Source organism: Listeria sp. ILCC792 (assembly GCF_900186135.1).
In the GTDB taxonomy this organism is placed as follows: Bacteria; Bacillota; Bacilli; order Lactobacillales; family Listeriaceae; genus Listeria; species Listeria goaensis.
On record NZ_FYBO01000007.1, the window covers coordinates 115379 to 130653 of the forward strand.

General features: G+C 40.8%; 21 protein-coding genes. 18 read left to right on the plus strand and 3 right to left on the minus strand.

Annotated elements, in window-relative coordinates:
• Positions 1 to 83: 83 nt before the first annotated feature.
• From rpmJ to rpsI, 16 genes are all read left to right on the plus strand, one after another.
• Positions 84 to 197, plus strand: a complete 114-nt coding sequence (rpmJ, locus tag CFS60_RS09180) for a 50S ribosomal protein L36 (RefSeq protein ID WP_003720928.1) — start codon at positions 84 to 86, stop codon at positions 195 to 197.
• 21 nt (positions 198 to 218) lie between these two features.
• Complete coding sequence (gene rpsM, locus CFS60_RS09185; protein ID WP_007474664.1) at positions 219 to 584, plus strand: 30S ribosomal protein S13; 366 nt, start codon at positions 219 to 221, stop codon at positions 582 to 584.
• Positions 585 to 611: 27 nt separating this feature from the next.
• Positions 612 to 1001, plus strand: a complete 390-nt coding sequence (gene rpsK, locus CFS60_RS09190) for a 30S ribosomal protein S11 (RefSeq protein WP_007474662.1) — start codon at positions 612 to 614, stop codon at positions 999 to 1001.
• Between the two features lie 102 nt (positions 1002 to 1103).
• Positions 1104 to 2048: a DNA-directed RNA polymerase subunit alpha gene (locus tag CFS60_RS09195; protein WP_007474660.1), complete on the plus strand. Its 945-nt coding sequence runs from the start codon at positions 1104 to 1106 to the stop codon at positions 2046 to 2048.
• A gap of 23 nt (positions 2049 to 2071) precedes the next feature.
• The gene (gene rplQ / locus CFS60_RS09200) at positions 2072 to 2479 is read left to right on the plus strand and encodes a 50S ribosomal protein L17 (RefSeq protein WP_088810716.1); all 408 of its coding nucleotides are present in this window, start codon (positions 2072 to 2074) and stop codon (positions 2477 to 2479) included.
• A gap of 266 nt (positions 2480 to 2745) precedes the next feature.
• A complete protein-coding gene (locus tag CFS60_RS09205) occupies positions 2746 to 3585 on the plus strand; it encodes an energy-coupling factor ABC transporter ATP-binding protein (RefSeq protein ID WP_088816189.1) in 840 nt (279 codons plus the stop codon).
• Complete coding sequence (locus CFS60_RS09210; protein ID WP_088816190.1) at positions 3561 to 4433, plus strand: energy-coupling factor ABC transporter ATP-binding protein; 873 nt, start codon at positions 3561 to 3563, stop codon at positions 4431 to 4433. The genes CFS60_RS09205 and CFS60_RS09210 overlap by 25 nt, the downstream gene beginning before the upstream one ends.
• Entirely contained in the window at positions 4430 to 5227 is a 798-nt protein-coding gene (locus CFS60_RS09215; protein ID WP_088810719.1) for an energy-coupling factor transporter transmembrane protein EcfT, read from the plus strand. Before CFS60_RS09210 ends, CFS60_RS09215 begins: the two co-directional genes overlap by 4 nt.
• A gap of 11 nt (positions 5228 to 5238) precedes the next feature.
• Positions 5239 to 5985: a tRNA pseudouridine(38-40) synthase TruA gene (gene truA, locus CFS60_RS09220; protein WP_088810720.1), complete on the plus strand. Its 747-nt coding sequence runs from the start codon at positions 5239 to 5241 to the stop codon at positions 5983 to 5985.
• Positions 5986 to 6051: 66 nt separating this feature from the next.
• Complete coding sequence (locus CFS60_RS09225; RefSeq protein WP_159458169.1) at positions 6052 to 6747, plus strand: GntR family transcriptional regulator; 696 nt, start codon at positions 6052 to 6054, stop codon at positions 6745 to 6747.
• A 139-nt stretch (positions 6748 to 6886) separates the two neighbouring features.
• Positions 6887 to 7195 carry a PTS sugar transporter subunit IIB gene (locus tag CFS60_RS09230; RefSeq protein WP_088810722.1) on the plus strand — a complete coding sequence of 103 codons (309 nt, stop codon included), beginning with the start codon at positions 6887 to 6889 and terminating at the stop codon, positions 7193 to 7195.
• Complete coding sequence (locus CFS60_RS09235; RefSeq protein ID WP_088810723.1) at positions 7192 to 8550, plus strand: PTS sugar transporter subunit IIC; 1359 nt, start codon at positions 7192 to 7194, stop codon at positions 8548 to 8550. Before CFS60_RS09230 ends, CFS60_RS09235 begins: the two co-directional genes overlap by 4 nt.
• Positions 8551 to 8868 (plus strand): PTS lactose/cellobiose transporter subunit IIA, encoded by a 318-nt coding sequence (locus CFS60_RS09240; protein WP_088810724.1) that lies wholly within the window; start codon positions 8551 to 8553, stop codon positions 8866 to 8868.
• A complete protein-coding gene (locus CFS60_RS09245; RefSeq protein ID WP_088839115.1) occupies positions 8869 to 10281 on the plus strand; it encodes a sialate O-acetylesterase in 1413 nt (470 codons plus the stop codon). It begins immediately after the preceding gene.
• A 185-nt stretch (positions 10282 to 10466) separates the two neighbouring features.
• Positions 10467 to 10904, plus strand: a complete 438-nt coding sequence (gene rplM / locus CFS60_RS09250) for a 50S ribosomal protein L13 (protein ID WP_088810726.1) — start codon at positions 10467 to 10469, stop codon at positions 10902 to 10904.
• A 22-nt stretch (positions 10905 to 10926) separates the two neighbouring features.
• Positions 10927 to 11319 carry a 30S ribosomal protein S9 gene (gene rpsI, locus CFS60_RS09255; RefSeq protein ID WP_007474648.1) on the plus strand — a complete coding sequence of 131 codons (393 nt, stop codon included), beginning with the start codon at positions 10927 to 10929 and terminating at the stop codon, positions 11317 to 11319.
• Between the two features lie 89 nt (positions 11320 to 11408).
• Here the strand turns inward: rpsI and CFS60_RS09260 are convergent, their stop codons facing one another.
• Entirely contained in the window at positions 11409 to 11795 is a 387-nt protein-coding gene (locus CFS60_RS09260) for a type II toxin-antitoxin system HicB family antitoxin (RefSeq protein WP_088810727.1), read from the minus strand.
• 70 nt (positions 11796 to 11865) lie between these two features.
• Positions 11866 to 12054 carry a type II toxin-antitoxin system HicA family toxin gene (locus CFS60_RS09265; protein ID WP_088816193.1) on the minus strand — a complete coding sequence of 63 codons (189 nt, stop codon included), beginning with the start codon at positions 12052 to 12054 and terminating at the stop codon, positions 11866 to 11868.
• Positions 12055 to 12307: 253 nt separating this feature from the next.
• Between CFS60_RS09265 and CFS60_RS09270 the strand changes: the two genes are divergently transcribed.
• The gene (locus CFS60_RS09270; RefSeq protein ID WP_088816194.1) at positions 12308 to 13222 is read left to right on the plus strand and encodes a cation diffusion facilitator family transporter; all 915 of its coding nucleotides are present in this window, start codon (positions 12308 to 12310) and stop codon (positions 13220 to 13222) included.
• A gap of 35 nt (positions 13223 to 13257) precedes the next feature.
• Here CFS60_RS09270 and CFS60_RS09275 read toward each other — a convergent pair whose 3' ends face one another.
• Positions 13258 to 13710 carry a VOC family protein gene (locus CFS60_RS09275; protein ID WP_088810732.1) on the minus strand — a complete coding sequence of 151 codons (453 nt, stop codon included), beginning with the start codon at positions 13708 to 13710 and terminating at the stop codon, positions 13258 to 13260.
• Between the two features lie 139 nt (positions 13711 to 13849).
• Between CFS60_RS09275 and CFS60_RS09280 the strand changes: the two genes are divergently transcribed.
• Entirely contained in the window at positions 13850 to 14890 is a 1041-nt protein-coding gene (locus CFS60_RS09280) for a P-loop NTPase (protein ID WP_088810733.1), read from the plus strand.
• Positions 14891 to 15275 lie beyond the last annotated feature (385 nt).

The window sequence follows — 15275 nt, forward strand, 5'->3', positions numbered from 1 at the left end:
TTATATACCGGTCTGGTTCGCCAGCTTAGTACGTATCGGTTTATAGAGACACTTTCTCTAATAAACAAGGAGGTATATGGAATATGAAAGTAAGACCATCCGTTAAACCTATGTGCGAAAAATGTAAAGTTATTCGTCGTAAAGGTAAAGTAATGGTAATTTGTGAAAACCCTAAACATAAGCAAAAACAAGGATAATATAAGGAGGTGCTTGACTAAATGGCACGTATTGCAGGTGTGGACGTTCCACGTGAAAAACGTATTGTTATTTCCCTGACTTACATTTACGGTATTGGTAAACAAACTGCTATTCAAGTTTTGAAAGAAGCAGGCGTTTCTGAAGATACTCGTACTCGTGATTTAACAGAAGAAGAATTAGGTAAAATCCGTGAAATCGTTGACCGTATTAAAGTAGAAGGTGATCTTCGTCGTGAAGTGAACTTGAACATTAAACGTCTGATTGAAATCGGTTCTTACCGTGGTATGCGTCACCGTCGTGGACTTCCCGTTCGTGGACAAAATACTAAAAATAATGCTCGTACTCGTAAAGGTCCTTCTAAGACTGTTGCAGGTAAGAAGAAATAATAAGTTAGTAAAGGAGGTAGTAAGTGAATGGCACGTAAAACAAATACTCGTAAACGTCGTGTGAAAAAGAATATCGAAAGCGGTATTGCACATATTCGTTCTACATTTAATAATACGATTGTAATGATTACTGACACGCATGGAAATGCTTTAGCTTGGTCTAGCGCTGGTGCTTTAGGATTTAAAGGTTCTCGTAAATCTACTCCTTTTGCAGCTCAAATGGCAGCTGAAAGTGCAGCTAAATCAGCTCAAGAACATGGTTTGAAAACTTTAGAAGTAACTGTTAAAGGTCCAGGTGCTGGTCGTGAAGCAGCTATTCGTGCTCTTCAAGCAGCAGGTCTTGAAGTTACTGCAATTAAAGATGTAACTCCAGTTCCCCACAATGGTTGTCGTCCTCCAAAACGTCGTCGTGTATAAGTAGTCGTATTTCTTATGCCACTCTATACTTCGATTGTTAAACTTGTAAAGAGGTTCGACTAGATTTAGGAAATAAGACGTTTTGAAGGAGGGTAAATTTGAATGATCGAAATTGAAAAGCCAAAAATCGAGACGATTGAGATCAGCGATGATGCCAAGTATGGAAAGTTTGTTGTAGAACCACTTGAGCGTGGATATGGTACAACTTTGGGTAACTCCTTACGTCGTATTCTATTATCTTCACTACCAGGTGCTGCAGTCACTTCAATTCAAATTGATGGTGCATTGCATGAGTTTTCTGTTATTGAAGGTGTAGTTGAAGATGTGACAACAATGATTTTAAATATCAAGAAACTTGCACTTAAAGTTTACTCTGATGAAGAAAAAACATTGGAAATTGATATGCAAGGACCAGGTGTTGTAACTGCTGGAGATATTAATTATGATAGTGATGTTGAAATTTTAAATCCAGATTTGCATATTGCTACATTAAGTGATAATGCGAAATTCCATGTGCGCTTGAATGCCACTCGTGGTCGTGGTTATACGCCAGCTGACCAAAACAAACGTGAAAGTATGCCTATTGGTGTTCTTCCAATAGACTCTATTTTCTCTCCAGTAATTCGTGTGAATTATCAAGTTGAAAATACACGTGTAGGTCAATCGACAAATTATGATAAGCTAACTTTTGATGTTTTAACTGATGGAAGCATTAGCCCAGAAGAAGCTGTATCTCTTGGTGCAAAAATCCTTTCTGAGCATTTGAGCATCTTTGTTAACTTAACAGACGAAGCCCAAAAAGCGGAAATTATGATTGAAAAAGAAGAAAGCCATAAAGAGAAAGTGCTTGAAATGACAATTGAAGAATTAGATCTTTCTGTTCGTTCTTATAACTGTCTAAAACGCGCTGGAATCAATACTGTACAAGAATTAGCTGACAAATCAGAAGATGATATGATGAAAGTTCGTAACTTGGGTCGTAAATCTCTTGAGGAAGTTAAAGTTAAGCTTGCTGACCTTGGCTTAGGTCTAAGAAACGAAAACTGATAGAAAAGTAAGGAGGGAATTCCATGGGTTACAGAAAATTAGGCCGTACGAGCTCACAACGTAAAGCGTTACTACGTGATCTTGCAACGGATTTAATCGTACATGAACGTATCGAAACAACTGAAGCTCGCGCTAAAGAGATTCGTAAAGTTGTTGAAAAACTTATTACTTCCGGTAAAAAAGGTGACTTGCACGCTCGTCGTCAAGCTGCTGCTTTTGTTCGCCATGAAGTTGCTGACGTTAAACAAGTTGACGTAACAAACAAAAAAGGCGAAACTGTGAAGAAAAACCAAGCGGTATACGCGCTTCAAAAACTATTTGATGATGTAGCACCTCGTTATGCTGATCGTCAAGGTGGTTACACTCGTATTTACAAAAAAGGACCTCGTCGTGGTGACGGTGCTCCAATGGTAATTATCGAGTTAGTTTAATAGAAAATGTATGAAAGCAAGTAGAGTGTCATGATAAGCAGGGAAACCTGACTTGTCTAGCTCTGTGCGCCTTCTTCTGTTTAAAACGGGGAGGGCGCAGGCTTTTTTTATTTCTGTCCAGACTCAAAGTCATTTACTTTGAGTTTTTTTGTGTTCAAAAACTAAATTGTTTCCAAGAAAAGCATGATTTTAAAACAAGCTTTGCGTGTTATGGCGCTTTATACTATAATAAATAAGGTGTAGCCTGTATGAAAGAGGTGCGAATAATGGCGGAAGATTTTGTGAAGATAGATCACGTTTTTTATAAATATGATGATGAGTCGAGCTATGCAGTGCATGATGTGACTTTTTCTGTCGAAAAAGGTGAATGGTTGGCGCTAGTAGGTCATAATGGTTCAGGGAAATCGACTCTTGCTAGACTTTTGAACGGCTTGCTTTTCCCAGAAAAAGGGTTAATTAAAATCGGGCACTATGTTTTGTCAGAAAAGACGATTTGGGATATCCGCAGACAAGTCGGTATGGTTTTCCAAAATCCTGATAATCAATTTGTGGGCGCGACTGTGCAGGATGACGTCGCGTTTGGATTAGAGAACCACGGCGTACCTCATGATGATATGGTGGAGCGTGTGAGCGAGGCGCTACGTGAAGTTGGCATGCAAGAATACAAGGAGCACGAACCGGCTCGTTTGTCTGGTGGTCAGAAGCAACGGGTAGCCATTGCTGGTGTGTTGGCGCTCAAACCGGATGTCATTATTTTGGATGAAGCGACGTCCATGTTAGACCCGCGTGGGAGAGCTGAAGTGATGGAGACTATTCGCAGGCTTAGGGAAAAGGAAGATATTACGGTTATTTCGATTACGCATGACTTAGATGAGGTGCTTTATGCTGACCGGGTCATCGTGATGAATGAAGGAGAACGTTTCAGAGAAGGCACTCCAAAAGAAATTTTTAAAAATGCGGAAGAAATGAAACAAATTGGTTTAGGTGTACCCTTTATTGTTGAACTGGAAGGTCAGCTAGAACAGCAAGGGGTACCAATTGGCGAGCCAGTTTTATCGGAAGGAGAGCTGTTAAATTTATTATGGGAATCAAACTCGAGCAAGTAGGATACTGTTACCAAAAAAATAGCCCTTTTGAGAAACGTGCGCTCACTGATGTGAATGTGACATTTGAAACTGGCAGTTATACGGCCGTCATTGGCCACACTGGGTCGGGGAAATCGACGCTCGTACAACATTTGAATGCCTTGCTTTTACCTACTGAGGGGAAAATAACGCTGTTTGATCGTGAAATGATTGCCGGTGTGAAGCAAAAAAAATTACGCGATATCCGGCGCCGTGTGGGCATCGTGTTCCAGTTTCCAGAAGCCCAATTGTTTGAAGAAACGGTGTTAAAAGACATTATGTTTGGGCCGCTTAATTTTGGGGCGACAAAAGAAGAGGCGGAAAAACGTGCGCGCGAAGTCATTCAAGATGTAGGTTTAACAGACGCGATTTTGGAACGATCTCCATTTGAACTTTCGGGCGGTCAAAAACGGCGTGTCGCCATTGCTGGTGTGCTGGCGATGGAACCGGAAGTCCTCGTGCTAGATGAGCCGACTGCTGGTCTTGATCCGCATGGGCGGCAGGAAATTATGGAAATGTTTTATGAACTGCATCAAAATAAAAAATTGACGACCATCTTGGTTACACATAGCATGGAAGATGCGGCGCGTTACGCTGAAAAGATTGTGCTTATGAAAGACGGCACGGTGAATCAGGTCGGGGATCCCCGTACGATTTTTACGGAGTCGGAAAAGCTTCTCAATTTAGGGCTTTTAGTACCAGAAGTGGTTCGGTTTCAGCGGAATTTTGAGCGCAAATTTAATGTAACGCTATCCAAAACATGTTTAAATATGGAGGAATTGTTGCAGGAGATTGTGCCGTTTTTAGCTAAGGATGCGTCGCCGTTATGATGGATAAAATGATTTTAGGGCGGTACATTCCGAGCGATTCGTGGTTACATAAAATCGATCCGCGCGCTAAGATTACGGCTGTCATGGCATTTATTGTCATTGTTTTTTTGGCGAATAATTGGCTGACCTACGCGGTCTTGTTTGTATATGTTTTAGCACTAGTTTTGACCTCGAAAATTCCTTTTCTCTTCTTTCTAAAAGGCTTGCAACCAATCATGTGGCTGATTCTTTTAACATTATTACTTCAAGTTTTTTTCACACAAGGGGGAGAAACGTTATTTGCGCTTGGACCAATTAAAGTGACAACACTAGGGCTTATGAACGGGGTTAAAATGTTTTGTCGCTTCGTGCTAATTGTGTTCATGACAACGCTTCTCACGCTTACCACAAGTCCGATTGAACTTACAGATGGTCTTGAGAAAATTTTGGCGCCGTTCCGAATTGTGCGCCTTCCGGTTCATGAATTGGCTCTTATGCTTAGCATTTCGCTGCGCTTCATTCCAACTTTGATGGACGAAACGGAGAAGATTATGAAGGCTCAAAAAGCGCGTGGCGTTGAGTTTACAAGTGGCAAAATTAGCGACCGCATTCGAGCAATTGTTCCGCTGCTTATCCCGCTATTTATCAGCGCGTTTAAACGTGCTGAAGATTTGGCGATTGCGATGGAAGCGCGCGGCTACCGCGGTGGACACGGGCGAACGAGATTCCGCTTGCTCAAATGGCGTTTTGCCGATACAGGTTTACTCATTTCGCTTATCATTTTGACGGGTATTTTAGTATTACTTAGAAATTAGGAGGCGTTTTTGTGACGCGATATAAAGCGGTTATTGCCTATGATGGCAGTGACTTTTCTGGCTATCAAGTGCAGCCGAATGGACGCACAGTGCAAGAAGAAATTGAAAAAGCGCTGAAAAAAATGCATAAAGGTAATTTTGGGCGGATTGTTGCGTCAGGCCGAACGGATACTGGTGTTCACGCAACAGGACAGGTCATTCATTTTGATTCGCCGCTTCAAATCGAGCCGGAAAAGTTCCGGATTGCCTTGCAAACAGGAACACCGCGCGACATTAGCTTTCTATCCGTAGAAAAGGTTTCGGACGATTTTCACGCGCGCTTCGACGTAACTGGCAAGGAATATCGCTACGTTATCGATCGTTCCAAAATATTTAATCCGTTTAAAAGGGATTTTGCGCTACATTTCCCGTATGCGCTAGACCTTGAAAAAATGGGCTCAGTCGCAAAGCTCCTAATTGGAGAACACGACTTCACGAGCTTTTGTTCGGCGAGGGCGGAACAAGAAAGCAAAGTGCGGACGATTTACCATATCGAAATTGTCGAAGTCGATGAAACGACACTCATGATTTCGTATCAGGGAAGCGGCTTTTTATATAATATGGTGCGGATTTTAACCGGCGTTCTATTAGATGCTGGGCAGGGGAAGCTTAGTGAAGCAGATATTCTGCGTGCTTTTAATGCCAAAAGTCGTGAAGCTTTAAGAAGTAAAACAGCGCCTCCAGAAGGCTTATATTTGCATGCTGTTTTTTATGATTGATTGTTATATTCAAATAAAACATGATATACTTATAAAAGATATGACAAATTATAAAGGATGTATGGCATGAATGATACAAAGTACGAATTGATTGCAAGTGATATAAGGCGAAAAATCCAAGAAGGTGCCTATGAAGTAAACGAACAACTTCCTTTTGAGAAGGATTTATGTAAAGCATACAATGCGAGTAGAATTACGATTAGAAAAGCAATGGACATGCTTGTAAATGAAGGTCTCATCTATAAACGTAGAGGGTCAGGAAGCTATGTGAAAGGCGCTGAAATGAGCGCGCAGCTCCAAGCGACGACTTTAGAAAATTTTTCAGGGAAAGACATTACAACAGAGGTAATTGATTTCACGGTAATAAAATCACCCGATGATATTGCAGAAAAGCTTAAAATCTCCTCGTTTGATTTTGTTTATGATATACGAAGGTTGCATAAAAAGAATAATTCTCCCTTTGCGATTGAACAAAGTTACATGCCGATTCAGCTCATTCAAGGAATACGTTTGGACGTACTGACAACATCCATTTATAATTTTGTTAAAGATGAAATTGGTCTTGTTCCAAAAAGCGTGCATCGTCAGCTAAATGCCTGTCATCCTTCGAAAAATGATGAGAAGTTGCTTGAGGTTGACTGGAATTTTCCGCTGCTTGAGATGGAACAAATTGTGTATTTAGACAATGGAAAGCCTTGTGAATACTCTGTTTCTAAAATTAAAACGGGAGAATACAAATTCCAAACCGTGAATATTATTTAAAGAAAGCCAGATAGGTTTTCTTTTTTTGTCCCCTGATATGTTATAACTTATATAAATAAGTATTGACTTATATAGAAAAAACGTTATACTAATAATTAAGAAAACGTTTTCTAAACTAACATACAAGGGGTCTTTAACAATGAAAATAGCACTGTTTTGTAGTGGTGGCATGTCCACAAGTTTAGTAGGGTCGAAAATGCAGAAAGCTTATGATGCGCAAGGTGTTAAAAATGTGACTGTAGAGGCGTATGATTTTGCGATGATTGATGAAATTGGTCATGAAGTAGATGTCATCATCATTGCGCCACAAATTGCTTGGGCGTTTGAACAAGTCAAAGCTGCACATCCAGATAAAAAAGTTGTCGATTTAACAATGGCAGAGTTTGGGGCGATGGACGGAGTTTCTATTATTAAACGGCTTGAAAACGAAGGAGTGAATCCTGAATGACTAGCGGGAAATTTTCGAAATTTCAAACAGCGTTCACTCGAATTGTTGGAAAAATCGCAGCGAATAAGTTGCTTTTAACACTACGTGATACATTCATTTTAGTAGCTGCAGTAACCATGATCGCTGGTTTTGCGATAATGATTAGTTCCGTATTTCTTGATCCAAACGGGCTGATTTTTGGACAGCAAGGTTTACATTTAGGGAAGTTAATTAGCGGTTCATGGGATGCATGGGCAAGTTCAAACTTCGCTGAAACGCTAGTCTACATACAATCGCTTATCAATTTATTTTCTCAAGGGGCATTATCTGTATTCTCCTTGCTCATTGTAGTCGTGTTCTCCTATACTTTCTCTAAGAAATTTTTCCCGAAAAATAAAGAACACATGACATCGGTTTTATATGCGATGGCCGCATTTTTCATCTGCTTACCGTGGAACTATGATTATGTAGTAGGAAATAAACATGTAGAAATTACGGGAATGCTGAATTCCAATTTTTTAGGAACACAAGGTGTTTTTTCAGCACTATTAATTAGTGGCTTAGCCGTTTGGATTTATAACATAGTACTCGAAAGAAATATTGTTATTAAAATGCCGGATTCTGTACCACCAGCAGTTGCGAGAAGCTTTGAATCGCTTATCCCGGGAATCATTACACTAGCCGTTTTTGTTGCAGGAACAGGGCTTAGCGTGGGATTGGCAGGTGTTTCACTTCCAGAATTATTGCTGCAAATCTTGCAAAAACCAGCCATGGCCATCTCAGGCACAGCTATCTTTGCGCTTGTCGTCCAAATCACTTGGCCGCTCTTGCAATGGTTTGGGATTCACCCGACATCGATTTGGGGCCCGGTATTTGGTGTAACTTGGAACGTGGCTGATACAGAAAACATGATGGGAACCGCCAAACATTTATATTCAACCATGTTCATGAACTTTTCAACGATTGCAGCCGGAACGTTTGCGCTTGCTCCGGTTATTGCATTACTTATCTTCTCTAAAGTAAACTCGGATAAAAAGGTGGCTAAAATTGCGTTAATGCCCGCTGTCTTTAATATTAGTGAGCCAATCACATTTGGTTTGCCAATTGTTCTAAACCCAATCATGTTTGTGCCGTTTGTTATCGTGCAACCCATTTGTTTTTATCTTGCCGTATTCTTTACGGAAATTGGTTTTATCGATGTTATCACAAATAATGTTCCGTGGACGGTGCCGCCGCTCATTTCAGGGCTTCTTTTCACCGGAACGATAAACGGTGCCATTGTACAGCTTGTCAATTTGGTTGTTGCGACATTTATTTATCTGCCGTTTATTAAAATCGCCAATCAAATGAATCAAAAGCGTTTAGGGGATGTTTAAATGGATGAAAAAAGGCTAGAAGAAGCTATGCAACTAATTTTCATCGCCGGCAATGCTAAAACGCAAGCCATGAAAGCAATTTTAAAAGCAGAAGAAGGCGACGCAGTAGAAGCAGAAGCTATGCTGCAACAAGCGAAAAAGGAATTGCACGGCGCGCATGCGATTCAAACGAATTGGCTTACAAGCGAAATGAATGATACGGAAGTTGAAAAAAGCATTTTGCTTATCCATTCGCAAGATCATTTTATGGCAGCGACAACGACAATTGATATGGCAGAACGATTTTGCGTGCTTTACAAAAAATTGGAGGTAAATTGAATGAGTTTCCAACTTGCTAAAGTTTTTAAAAACCGAATGATCTTACAACGTGACGAGCCACTGCGGTTTTTCGGGAAAGCTAAGCCAGGCGTAGTTGTGACAGTTCAAATTGGAGAGGAAGTTTGGTCGAGTGAGGCAGACCAAACCTCCTCTTTTGAAATTGTGACGAAAGCGTTCAAAACGGGCATATCGCCCGACATTTCCATCTCAGCTTTAGACAAAAAAGTGGTTTTGAGAAATTGTTTATTTGGTGATGTTTTCTTAGTTTCTGGTCAGTCTAACATCGAATATCGGTTGAAACAAGATGCTGAGTACGAAAAAGAGCAGCCGTGCTTCCGAAATTTGGGGAATCTGCGCTTTTACAACCTTTTAGCCCCCGATGATGAAAAAGCAGAGCCGTTTTGCTGGGAAGACGTGAACGGAAACATTTCTGCGGTAGCTTATTATTTTGCCAAACAGCTGCGCCTAAAAAATCCCGCTGTCCCAATTGGAATTGTCGGCTGCTTTAAAGGTGGAACCTCGATTTCAAGCTGGCTCCCGGAAGCCATGTTGCGAGGCAATTCGCTATTTAGCGAACGGTTTATTCAGCCATTTGAACGTGAAATTTCCGGCAAAAGCCCGAATGATTTTGAGCGCTTACTGGAAAACTACCAAGAAGCCGTCACCATTTATACGGCGAAACGAGAAAAATACATCGCGGACCATCCCGAATTGACACTCCAAGAAGTGAAACAAATTGTGGGGCACACGCCTTGGCCGCCACCCGCAACACCAGATAGCTACCGTGCGCCCGGTATGCTCTACACCAAAATGTTCTCGGAAGCGCATAAAATGAATTTTTCCGCTGTTCTATGGTATCAAGGCGAAGAAGACGCACAAAACGCAGACCTTTACGACTTTTTGCTAGAAAAATTGGTCCAAGAATGGCGTATCCATCTTGGAAATAAGCCGTTTTTTATTGTCCAACTGCCAAAATACCAGGACGCCCCAAAAGACTCTTGGGCGCTACTGCGCGAAAAACAAGAAAGCGTCACGCGGAAGTTCGCGAATTTGCACTTAGTGGTCACAATTGATTGCGGCGAATCGTACAACATTCACCCCATTTCAAAACGAGCCATCGGTGAGCGAATCTCCTTTTTATACGAGAAAAAAGAAAGCAGTCCCATGTTCGAACGTGTAGAGAAAATATCGGAGAACCACATCAAAATCACGATTAAACACGCAAAAGAACTAACGCTTATGGGTGAAAATTGCGTTTCTGCCTCTTTCCACTTAAAAGGAAATTGTCTGTTTGTGGACGTTTCCCCTGAAACGAAAAAAGTAACTTACGCGTACGAAAACCACCCTGAAGGTTATTTGGTAAATGAAGCAGGCGTTCCCGTGTCCCCATTTAAAGTATCGTTGCCATTGTAATTTTTTCTGGAATTTCCATTGACTTTTACCCTTAAAAATTGTATTATGGACTATGGTATTGTTTACCCCACAATATGCCCCGGAAGGTTGTTGTGTTGAATAAAACAATAGTAAGAAATTTTTATGATGTTTCGGAACAAGGAACGGTTCCGGGCGCAATTTTTAATTTATTAGGAGGGTAACTCATGCGTACAACTTATATGGCGAAACCAGGCGAAGTAGAACGTAAATGGTACGTGATCGACGCTGAAGGTGTTTCTCTAGGTCGTTTATCTAGCGAAGTAGCATCAATTCTTCGTGGTAAAACTAAACCACAATTTACTCCACATGTTGATACTGGAGATTTTGTAATCGTAATTAACGCTGGTAAGGTTGGTCTTACTGGTAAAAAAGCAACTGACAAAATTTATTACCGTCACTCTCAATATCCAGGCGGTTTAAAATCTCGTACTGCAGGCGAAATGCGTACGAACAATCCTGAGAAATTAATCGAGCTATCTGTAAAAGGTATGCTTCCAAAGAATTCTCTTGGACGTCAACAATTTAAAAAATTACACGTATACGGTGGAAGCGAGCATGAACATGCAGCGCAACAACCAGAAGTATACGAATTACGCGGTTAATTATTAAAGGAGGGAAATTATCGTGGCAGAAGTACAATATTACGGAACTGGTCGTCGTAAAAGCTCTGTAGCTCGTGTACGTTTAGTACCTGGCGACGGCAAAGTTGTTATCAATAATCGTGATTGGGAAGATTACATCCCATTCGCTGCACTACGTGAAGTAATCAAACAACCTTTAGTAGCAACTGAAACTTTAGGTAACTACGATGTATTAGTAAACGTTCACGGTGGTGGATACACTGGTCAAGCTGGTGCCATCCGTCACGGCGTTGCACGTGCACTATTACAAGTGGCTCCTGAGTACCGTCCTGCGCTTAAATCTGCTGGACTACTTACTCGTGATCCACGTATGAAAGAACGTAAAAAATACGGACTTAAAGGCGCTCGTCGCGCACCTCAGTTCTCAAAACGTTAATCTTATGCGTTGTAAACCCGCTTCCTATTTTTGGAAAGCGGGTTTTTTGTTGCTTATTTTACTTTGTGTGCTCATCTATTTAGTCAACTTTAAACTCCAAGTTTCTCCTTAAGCGCCTCTGTCAACGTCTGAGAAAAATTAATATTTTCTTCTTCGGCCATATCTGAAAGCCATTCTGGAATTGTTAAATTCTTCCTGATTTTTTTTGAATAATATTTTCTGCGATAAGCTGCTAAATCTAGTCCGATTAAGGCAACATCTTTGTCAGGGAATGATGTGCTCACTTCTTTAATTGTGCTAGCTTTTGGGAATGTATCGTAATCTTCCAAGCTGAAGCCAAGAATTTCCTCTGCCATTTCAAATGCTTCTTCTAAAGTTTCCCCTTGTGTTGTTGCTGTTGGAATGTCAGGGAAATCAACAAGAATATACTTTCCGTCTTGCTCTAAAGTGATTGGGTAAACGACGTTCACGGTCATTACTATACGCCTCCTTGTTCATATTCATGTAATTTCCTGTAAGTATAATTTAGAGCACTCTTGCAAGCAATCATTTTAGTCCTGCTTGCTTAAGAATGCTTTGTTCTAAGCCTTTTCCTAAGTCTTTATTGTGAATGGGAATGATAACCGTTCGATTAGACTCAGGATGGTACATCTTCAAATGACTGCCTCTTTGGGTTACGATTTCGAACCCTTTCTTACCTAGAAGCCTAACCATCTGCTTAGCTGTCATCGGCATCTTGAAGACCCCATCTCTATGATATTTAATGCTTAATTTGATTATACGCATTATATGCGCATTAGTCAAGTGCTGATTTTTAGTATAAATATGGTAAACTCATTTATTTCTTGCGCAAACCTGACTAGCGACGTTTACATGTCAAGGCTTTAGGTGGCTTCAGCGGGAAATGCAGAATTAATTTTGTGTTTTCTCTTGCTCTCAAAATGTATATATGCTAATATACACATATAAAGAAAAGGGAAGTGATCCAATGTCCAACCACAATCATTCACACGACCACGGTCATAGCCATAATCACGCGCACAACGCCAACAAAAAAACACTCTTCATCTGTTTTCTTCTCATCGCGACTTTCATGATTGTTGAGGTTGTCGGTGGAATTTTAACCAACAGTTTGGCACTCTTATCAGACGCTGGGCACATGCTTAGTGATGCTGCAGCGCTAGGGCTTAGTTTACTTGCATTTAAATTCGGTGAGAAACAGGCGAACGCGCGTAAGACTTATGGCTATAAACGTTTTGAAATACTAGCCGCTTTTTTGAACGGACTGACCCTGATTGTCATTTCGCTTTATATATTTTACGAAGCGTATCATCGCTTTTTTGCTCCACCAGAAGTTGTTGGGGCAGGCATGATGACCATTTCCGTCATCGGCTTACTTATAAACGTTTTAGTTGCCTTTATTTTGATGAAAGGCGGAGATACAAGTGAAAATTTAAATATGCGTAGTGCATTTCTGCACGTCCTTGGAGACTTGCTTGGCTCTGTGGGCGCGATAATTGCGGCGCTGTTAATCATTTTCTTCGGCTGGAATATCGCCGATCCAATTGCGAGTGTCATCGTCGCAGTCCTGATTTTAGTTAGTGGCATTCGTGTTTTCCGTGACTCCGTCGATGTTTTAATGGAAGGAAAACCTGCGAACGTGGATTTTGAACAAATTCATGATTTTTTACAAAAGCAAGAAGGTGTTGTTTCTGTGCACGACTTGCATGTGTGGTCGATTACTTCGGATTTCCCGTCGCTTACCGTGCATTTGCAGGTGGCTGAAGGGATTGACAGGGATCTTCTTTTGGAAAAAATTCAGGCTGAGCTTACGGCGGAATTTCAAATTTCGCATTGCACGATTCAAATGGAGCGACATCACGGACATGAGCATTGCAATTAAATAAAAAAACAGCGGCCAAATTTGACCGCTGTTTTTTATGCCTTACCGACTTCCGAATAAGGTTGTGCATGAAGCATCCAAGTGATGCCGTATTTATCGGTGAATTGCCCCATTTTACCGCCCCAAAATTGTTCTTCGTAAGGCATGGAAATTTCAACTTGACCGGATTTTGCAAGCTTGTCGAAAAACTCATTAGATTCTTTTAAAGCTTGCTCGTCTTCCCAGTTCACATCGAGCATAATGGAGATTTGACGTGTAGGCTCAATATCATTGCCAAACGAATCAGAACAGTAAAGTTCGGCGCCTAAAATACGAAACTCTGCATGCATTGTAGCATCATCAATTTTATCAAGCGGAACATTGAATTCCTCAGCTTGATTTGGCTCAACTTTCACGCGTCTAATGTTTGTTGCCCCGAAAAATTCTTCGTAGTACTCTAAAGCTTCTTTTGCATTTTCAAACGACAAATATGGATAAATTTGTGCCATTTTATCACTCCTTTCCTATAGTTTACTCGCTGCGCATCATTTATTCAAAGGAAAATCTACTTTTTAGTTAAAAAATTTCAAGTAAAAGTTTGCCTATGATATAATAATGTAATCGTATACATTTTATGGAGGGGAAAGCATGTTAAATGAACAGCAAGTTGGTAAATTGTTAGAACGATTGGTAGACCCAGTTTTGGAGGCAACAATCGAAGAAACGAATGGCATCATCGAAACCGAGATTATAAAGCCGGACGGAATCCGAATCCGACTAGCGCTTGCGGATCCAGAAATTGAAACCGCTGCTTTTACCCAAAATATAAAAGAGCTTTTAGGGCAATTTGGGTTTGGCGATATCGATTTAGAGTTGGACTATCTACCGGCTGCAACGATTGAGAGAATCTTGGAAGCGCGCGACAATATTTTAGCCGAAGGAAGTAAAACGAAATTTATTGCGATAGCCAGCGGGAAAGGTGGCGTCGGCAAATCTACAGTCGCCGCTAATTTAGCTGCCGCGCTTGCTAGACAAGGTAAAAAAGTTGGTGTGCTAGATGCGGATATCTACGGCTTTAGCCTTCCCGTCTTATTTGGTGAAATGTCAGCGCCGCGCAAAGAAGGCAATTTCATCATTCCTGTCCAAACACACGGTGTAAATATGATTTCAATGGACTTTTTTGTAGAAAAGGGCGAGCCGGTTATTTGGCGAGGTCCAATGCTTGGGAAAATGGTAAAAATGTTTCTCGAAGAAGTAAAGTGGGGAGAACTCGACTTTTTGCTTATCGACTTGCCGCCAGGAACCGGCGACGTAGCGCTTGACATTCACACACTTCTCCCATCTTGCTATGAACTTATTATCACGACGCCGCATTTCGCGGCTGCCCAAGTTGCGTCTCGTGCAGGCTACATGGCCGAGAAAAACGGCCACCACATTTTAGGTGTTATTGAAAACATGACCGCCCTAAAAATTGATGACAAATCTATCCAGTTGTTTGGACAAGGTGGTGGAGAAAAAGTAGCGCGCGACCTAAAAGCACCGTTACTTGCGCAATTAGAGATGGCCCAGCCGCAAAAAAACGCATCCGGCTATATTGATGGCATATATGATACAAGCGACAATTTATACAATGAATACGATTCTCTAGCAAAAAAAGTACTCCACACAACCAATGAAATCCCTCATTAATAATGGGTAGTTTAGTTATTTATGCATCGATATATACAGTGACGAAACTTTTTTTGAAATAAAACATAAAAAGTTTTGAAAAACTATTGACGAATGCATAAAAAGTTGGTATATTTATAAACGTTGCTGATGCGTTAAGCGCGCACAGGACAAAAGAAAGAATGACCTTTGAAAACTGAACAAAACGAAGATGAAAAAGCGATGAAACAGATGTTTCACCAATCAATTCATAGGACAGGAAACAAAAAGATGTTTCCAAAAAAAGTAAGAAACAAGCTAGCAAAGTCAATTTGTGACGCTAAGGAAACTTATTCACGGTGTTGAATAAGTATTCAAATTCGATTTATTTTAAAGAGAGTTTGATCCTGGCTCAGGACGAACGCTG

Coding starts and splice junctions, on each gene's coding strand:
- rpmJ (WP_003720928.1), top strand. CDS start 84: ATGAAAGTAAGACCATCCGTTAAACCTATGTGCGAAAAATGTAAAGTT.
- rpsM (WP_007474664.1), top strand. CDS start 219: ATGGCACGTATTGCAGGTGTGGACGTTCCACGTGAAAAACGTATTGTT.
- rpsK (WP_007474662.1), top strand. CDS start 612: ATGGCACGTAAAACAAATACTCGTAAACGTCGTGTGAAAAAGAATATC.
- CFS60_RS09195 (WP_007474660.1), top strand. CDS start 1,104: ATGATCGAAATTGAAAAGCCAAAAATCGAGACGATTGAGATCAGCGAT.
- rplQ (WP_088810716.1), top strand. CDS start 2,072: ATGGGTTACAGAAAATTAGGCCGTACGAGCTCACAACGTAAAGCGTTA.
- CFS60_RS09205 (WP_088816189.1), top strand. CDS start 2,746: ATGGCGGAAGATTTTGTGAAGATAGATCACGTTTTTTATAAATATGAT.
- CFS60_RS09210 (WP_088816190.1), top strand. CDS start 3,561: ATGGGAATCAAACTCGAGCAAGTAGGATACTGTTACCAAAAAAATAGC.
- CFS60_RS09215 (WP_088810719.1), top strand. CDS start 4,430: ATGATGGATAAAATGATTTTAGGGCGGTACATTCCGAGCGATTCGTGG.
- CFS60_RS09225 (WP_159458169.1), top strand. CDS start 6,052: ATGAATGATACAAAGTACGAATTGATTGCAAGTGATATAAGGCGAAAA.
- CFS60_RS09230 (WP_088810722.1), top strand. CDS start 6,887: ATGAAAATAGCACTGTTTTGTAGTGGTGGCATGTCCACAAGTTTAGTA.
- CFS60_RS09235 (WP_088810723.1), top strand. CDS start 7,192: ATGACTAGCGGGAAATTTTCGAAATTTCAAACAGCGTTCACTCGAATT.
- CFS60_RS09240 (WP_088810724.1), top strand. CDS start 8,551: ATGGATGAAAAAAGGCTAGAAGAAGCTATGCAACTAATTTTCATCGCC.
- CFS60_RS09245 (WP_088839115.1), top strand. CDS start 8,869: ATGAGTTTCCAACTTGCTAAAGTTTTTAAAAACCGAATGATCTTACAA.
- rplM (WP_088810726.1), top strand. CDS start 10,467: ATGCGTACAACTTATATGGCGAAACCAGGCGAAGTAGAACGTAAATGG.
- CFS60_RS09260 (WP_088810727.1), bottom strand. CDS start 11,795: ATGACCGTGAACGTCGTTTACCCAATCACTTTAGAGCAAGACGGAAAG.
- CFS60_RS09265 (WP_088816193.1), bottom strand. CDS start 12,054: ATGCCGATGACAGCTAAGCAGATGGTTAGGCTTCTAGGTAAGAAAGGG.
- CFS60_RS09270 (WP_088816194.1), top strand. CDS start 12,308: ATGTCCAACCACAATCATTCACACGACCACGGTCATAGCCATAATCAC.
- CFS60_RS09275 (WP_088810732.1), bottom strand. CDS start 13,710: ATGGCACAAATTTATCCATATTTGTCGTTTGAAAATGCAAAAGAAGCT.
- CFS60_RS09280 (WP_088810733.1), top strand. CDS start 13,850: ATGTTAAATGAACAGCAAGTTGGTAAATTGTTAGAACGATTGGTAGAC.